This window comes from Borreliella afzelii (assembly GCF_014202295.1).
Classification (GTDB): Bacteria; Spirochaetota; Spirochaetia; order Borreliales; family Borreliaceae; genus Borreliella; species Borreliella afzelii.
Genome location: NZ_JACHGM010000017.1, coordinates 1 through 4,766 on the forward strand (window position 1 = coordinate 1; position 4,766 = coordinate 4,766).

General features: G+C 28.1%; 9 protein-coding genes. 8 read left to right on the top strand and 1 reads right to left on the bottom strand.

Features of this window, described 5'->3' with window-relative positions:
• The 8 genes from HNP63_RS06225 to HNP63_RS06260 form a co-directional block, all read left to right on the top strand.
• A partial coding sequence (locus HNP63_RS06225) for a DUF735 family protein (RefSeq protein WP_235685169.1) occupies positions 1-138 on the top strand: 138 nt, incomplete at its 5' end.
• A gap of 9 nt (positions 139-147) precedes the next feature.
• Positions 148-954, top strand: coding sequence for a DUF685 domain-containing protein (locus HNP63_RS06230; protein WP_183227596.1), 807 nt, complete (start codon positions 148-150; stop codon positions 952-954).
• A gap of 72 nt (positions 955-1,026) precedes the next feature.
• Positions 1,027-1,221, top strand: coding sequence for a BlyA family holin (locus HNP63_RS06235; protein ID WP_044052710.1), 195 nt, complete (start codon positions 1,027-1,029; stop codon positions 1,219-1,221).
• A 3-nt stretch (positions 1,222-1,224) separates the two neighbouring features.
• Positions 1,225-1,563, top strand: coding sequence for a BlyB family putative holin accessory protein (locus HNP63_RS06240; RefSeq protein ID WP_183227598.1), 339 nt, complete (start codon positions 1,225-1,227; stop codon positions 1,561-1,563).
• On the top strand, positions 1,563-1,898 hold the full coding sequence (locus HNP63_RS06245) for a BlyB family putative holin accessory protein (RefSeq protein ID WP_183227600.1): 336 nt from the start codon (positions 1,563-1,565) through the stop codon (positions 1,896-1,898). Before HNP63_RS06240 ends, HNP63_RS06245 begins: the two co-directional genes overlap by 1 nt.
• On the top strand, positions 1,891-2,256 hold the full coding sequence (locus HNP63_RS06250) for a BBA14 family lipoprotein (protein ID WP_183227602.1): 366 nt from the start codon (positions 1,891-1,893) through the stop codon (positions 2,254-2,256). Before HNP63_RS06245 ends, HNP63_RS06250 begins: the two co-directional genes overlap by 8 nt.
• Positions 2,257-2,344: 88 nt before the next feature.
• On the top strand, positions 2,345-2,965 hold the full coding sequence (gene bdr, locus HNP63_RS06255) for a Bdr family repetitive protein (RefSeq protein WP_183227604.1): 621 nt from the start codon (positions 2,345-2,347) through the stop codon (positions 2,963-2,965).
• A gap of 190 nt (positions 2,966-3,155) precedes the next feature.
• Positions 3,156-3,620: an Mlp family lipoprotein gene (locus HNP63_RS06260; protein ID WP_014486207.1), complete on the top strand. Its 465-nt coding sequence runs from the start codon at positions 3,156-3,158 to the stop codon at positions 3,618-3,620.
• Between the two features lie 38 nt (positions 3,621-3,658).
• Here the strand turns inward: HNP63_RS06260 and HNP63_RS06265 are convergent, their stop codons facing one another.
• The gene (locus HNP63_RS06265; RefSeq protein ID WP_183227606.1) at positions 3,659-4,657 is read right to left on the bottom strand and encodes an ERF family protein; all 999 of its coding nucleotides are present in this window, start codon (positions 4,655-4,657) and stop codon (positions 3,659-3,661) included.
• Positions 4,658-4,766 lie beyond the last annotated feature (109 nt).

Here is a 4,766-nt window from a genome sequence, read left to right on the forward strand (position 1 = left end):
AAGGCTTTGGTATTCAACTCACTTCCCAAAGGCTATGATCATTCAATTTATGCTTTTATAAAGGGGATTATTCCTATTGGTAGGGTTCTTAAAATAAATAATGAAGATGGCGCAAATATTATAACTTTTAACAATTAAGGGGGCTTTATGGCTGGAGAAGAAGAAAAATTATTAATTGATGAAGAAGAAACAGTTCAAATTAAAGATTTGAATAAGGTTACGACCGTCAAAAACACCGATCTTTTACTACTTGATGATGGAGTTGCAAGTAGCAACGCTATTACTTATGAAAATTTTTTGAAAACCACTAAAGACAAAACATTTAAAGGCGAAGGACTGGGCTATTTTAAGGAGATAATTAAATCTACAATCGCCGAAGAACTTACAGCTGATGAAGAATTTGTCAAAAAAATTTACGCTAACATAATTGACAAACTAATTAGCAATAATTCTGATAAGCTTTCTAACCTTTTTAGTAAAATCAAATCGCGCCTTACAGATAGCATATCATCAGTTACTCTATCTAGCAGTGACGATCTTTTGATAATGTCTTCTTCAAGTATTCAAAAAACTCCAATTCCCAAACAATTACTAGGAGTGCCATCTAACTTTTCCTTTGGTGGCAGGGTTGCGGGCTCTACAATTTATTGGTCTAGCTACGAACAAAAAAGAATAGTTATTGATATGGAAAGTTATAACGATGTGAATCTTATTTTTTATAAAAGGTATGACGATCAAATCATTTATCTTGATATAGAACTTGAGATAGAACATGATTACAATGAGACGAGAAAATTATACCTAAAATATTCAGATGAATCTGAAGCAAATTTAGTTTATAAACATAAAAGCTACTCTGATATTGCATCTAGATTCCCAATATATAAAGGATGGTATATGCAAAAAAGATCCTACTTATCAGGAAGTCAAGTCCCATATCTTATGAAATTGTAGACTTTTTAGCAAAAATTACAATTTTGGTATATAATGTATATACAAATAAAAAATTAAAATGAAGGATTAAAAATGGATATTAAAATAACAGAACTTCTTATTAATCTAAATGAAATAAAACTCATAGCCGTAATGATTTTTGTAACAGTACTGGTTTTAGGGGTACTAATTCTTTTAAAACCGTTATTAAAAGACATACTATCTATAGTCATAGGTAAGTTTTTTAGAAACGGAAATGGAAATAACCATATTAAAAAACGGGATTAATTTATGAAATTATCTAAAGATAATGTTGAGCTTGGACTTACATCTATATCAAACCTTATTGATATATTTTCTAAATTTGAAGATGAATTTGATGAAATGGCACACAAAGGATTCTTTTTGGTTTATGAACTGTATTCTCATTACCAATTAATCTATACGGCAAATATGGAAAGACTTGAGAGTGCATTAACCCCAACAATAACTAAAACACTCGCCCCAATAAATGAGAAAATCAATCAATGTATTGATCTAGTCAATTCTGATGAAAAAAATCTAAAAATATCTAATAAGCTAAAATTCAATCAAGAAGGAAAACCTATCTATCAAGAGAGAAACACGTAATGCAAAATAACACTATTGGTTTAGGGCTTAATTTACTATCCAGCTTAACTAACATAGCTAAAACTGATACTAACATAGATCATAACTACATTAATACTTTTAGCAAGGTAATAGATTTTTTCTACAAAACATATATGAGCACACTAAAATCTATGGAAACAGCCGAATCAACAAAAATATTAGAAGAAATACAAGACATATTAAAATACAATATCCAGATAATAGAGGCTATTTCTAATAATAAAAGTAATAAAATTATCTCCTCATTAAAAGCAAAACGCAATAAAATCATGAGGGAATATATTAATATCCTTAAAAGGGATGAAAATGCTTAAACTAGTAAACTACTTGTTACTTACTTTACTACTATGTTGCAATACTATTGCTAGTTTACCAGATGAACCAAAACCACCAATTATTCAAACACTCGGCTCTTTAGCTAAATATGAGGCAAAATTATCAGATTATGTTATGTACCTTATAACATTCTTAGCTAAAACAAAAGTAAAAGTTAATGACCCAAATTATCCAGAATATACTTTTCCAGACTTATCAACACTAAGAGATGAACACTCCATAACTTCAATCAAACATAATATAAAAATACTTTTGGAGTACATTCAAAAAACAAAACCCATGGCACAAAAAGTCTATAATCAATATTCCCTAGTTAAAAATGTAAATTACAAATAAGTTGTTCTTGCAAGAACTTATACTTTATATGTAAAAATATCTAAAGCTAACTAAAATAGTGTATAATAGGCTGTAAAGGGGAAATATTATGAAACCAGCACTACCAAATATTGCAAGTATAACTGAAGAGCAAATATACAATGAATTTATAAGATTGGGCATGGAACAACTAATAGCACAAGATTTATCTAAAAGATACTATCATAATGAACTTACATATAGAGATTTAGAAAATCTAGAAAAACAATTTGGGATAAAGTTTGATAATCTTGTTTCTAAGATTGATTCTGCAAAAAGTGAACTTAATACTAAAATCGATTTTGTAGAGAAGAATTTAGATACTAAAATAGATAGTATAAAAAACGAATTTAATGCTAAAATAGATGGCTTAAATGCTAAGATAGATGGTTTAGATACTAAAATTGATACCATAGAAAAGCATTTAAATACTAAGATTGACACCGTAGAAAAGAATTTAAAACAAGATATAGCTAATCTTAAACAAAATCTTGACGAAAAGATATCTAATTCGGAACAAAATCTTAAACAAAATCTTGACGAAAAACTCAAAATTCATGAAAAATTTTTATTAGAAAAACTTAATATAAGCAATAGATTAATAATTATTATTACAATAATAATAGCTCCAATTGCTATATCTAGCATAGCAAATATTATTACGTCGATAATTAATGGGTTTTATAAATAGAAATTACAAATAATCTTCAAAATATATAATTTATCATTTCCAAACAACACACCTAAAAACAGTAATTACTAAACACTCTGTTTTGATCCTTATAAATTAACAATATTTTTAAAAATAGGAGCTATATTTATAAGAATAAATCTTATTATTACTCAATATATTGTACTAGAGATAAAAAAGGAAAATAAAAATGAAAATTATCAATGTATTATTTTGTTTATTTTTACTAATCCTAAACAGCTGCAATGCTAATGATAATGACACTCTTAAGAACAAGAATAAACTTACTGAGTCCCAACAAGCGGAAAATGGGGAAAAACATAATTTAGGCCAAATAGAACTACAACAAGAAATACCTAAATCTCCTGAAGAATTACTTAAAGAAAAACTATCTGAAGATCAGAAAATACATCTTGATTGGTTAAAAACCGCTCTAACTAATGCTGGGGAATTTGATAAATTTTTACAATATGATGTATCTAAAATCAAAACAGCACTTGACCATATAAAAACTGAACTTAATAAATGTAAGGGGAAACAAAATGCTGCTCAACAGGAAAACACTTTTAAACAGACGGTTCAAGGGGCACTTAGCGGTGGGGATATAGATAAATTCCCAGAACAAGCAAATAGTTTGTGCGACATTCTTCCGTAATATACTAGCCCCCTTATTTGGGGGCTTTAAACATATTGCTATGCTGCAAATATAAAATCAAATTGTTTATCTTCTTTTAACGAGTCAAAGAATATTAATGGACTGTCGTTATAATCACGCTGATCAGACGGCATAAATCTTTCATCAAAATCTTTTAAATCCTTTAATCTATTGGTTTTTTTAAAATGGTTTTTTATAATTGCCGCCCAAAACATTGGACTCTTAAGTTCAGCATTTTTAGTAATAAACGCGATTAAATCGGCTTCAATTTTCTTAACATCATCAACATTATTAGGGTCTACATTCTGAATAAAGCTTATTTTTTGAATAATTGAGTTTATATTATCTTTTGTTTCAAAGTCATGTACCCAATTTTTTATGTTAGACAACGCTTCTTTAAAAATTCCATAATGATAAAAACTATCTTTTTTCTTGTTTTTGAATGGTGTAGTTTTGTTGTTCTGAATTATTGTTTTTTCCTGATTTTGATTATTGTAGTTTTTTTGTTCTTGATTGATATTAACTTGCTTGTTGTTTATAGAATTTTTGTTTTCATAATTATTGTAATTAAGTGCTGCATCAATATCCACTTCACTTTCTATGTTAAGATGTCCCACTAAAGCGTACCTTTTGACATAAGTAATAGATGAGCCAAACATTTGATGAGCTGTACTTACAACTTTAGACCCAGTTTCACTGTCCCATTGTAAATTTTCTGTAAGCATTGGTGTATCAAAAGACTCTTCATACCCAGTACTTGTGCTGTAGAATGTGGTCCTAATAACATGTTCCTTTTGACCATCTACATATTTAGAAATTGGATCTTGCGTAAACATAAGATCCAATTTATGTTCCTTAATAACATTTTTTATTACTCTAACTATGTCATTGAAATCCTGATACTTATACTTATGTCCCTGAAGACTTTTATCAATACCTGGTAAATTCAAAATTAGAGTTTGCATATCTTTTCTGAAGCTTATTTTTGCTTGTATATTATTTTGTATATCTTGATTTTTTTCTGAACCATTGTTCATAATGTACTCCTTATTTTGTTTTATAAAAATAAATATATAGCAAAAACTATTTTTGCCAACTTTTTTACAAAAATTTTTGCAAAAAAATGAGGGCTTAGCTAGATTCTCT

Bases quoted from the DNA above. Each gene is read 5' to 3' on its own strand.
- HNP63_RS06230 (WP_183227596.1), top strand. From the start codon at position 148: ATGGCTGGAGAAGAAGAAAAATTATTAATTGATGAAGAAGAAACAGTT.
- HNP63_RS06235 (WP_044052710.1), top strand. From the start codon at position 1,027: ATGGATATTAAAATAACAGAACTTCTTATTAATCTAAATGAAATAAAA.
- HNP63_RS06240 (WP_183227598.1), top strand. From the start codon at position 1,225: ATGAAATTATCTAAAGATAATGTTGAGCTTGGACTTACATCTATATCA.
- HNP63_RS06245 (WP_183227600.1), top strand. From the start codon at position 1,563: ATGCAAAATAACACTATTGGTTTAGGGCTTAATTTACTATCCAGCTTA.
- HNP63_RS06250 (WP_183227602.1), top strand. From the start codon at position 1,891: ATGCTTAAACTAGTAAACTACTTGTTACTTACTTTACTACTATGTTGC.
- bdr (WP_183227604.1), top strand. From the start codon at position 2,345: ATGAAACCAGCACTACCAAATATTGCAAGTATAACTGAAGAGCAAATA.
- HNP63_RS06260 (WP_014486207.1), top strand. From the start codon at position 3,156: ATGAAAATTATCAATGTATTATTTTGTTTATTTTTACTAATCCTAAAC.
- HNP63_RS06265 (WP_183227606.1), bottom strand. From the start codon at position 4,657: ATGAACAATGGTTCAGAAAAAAATCAAGATATACAAAATAATATACAA.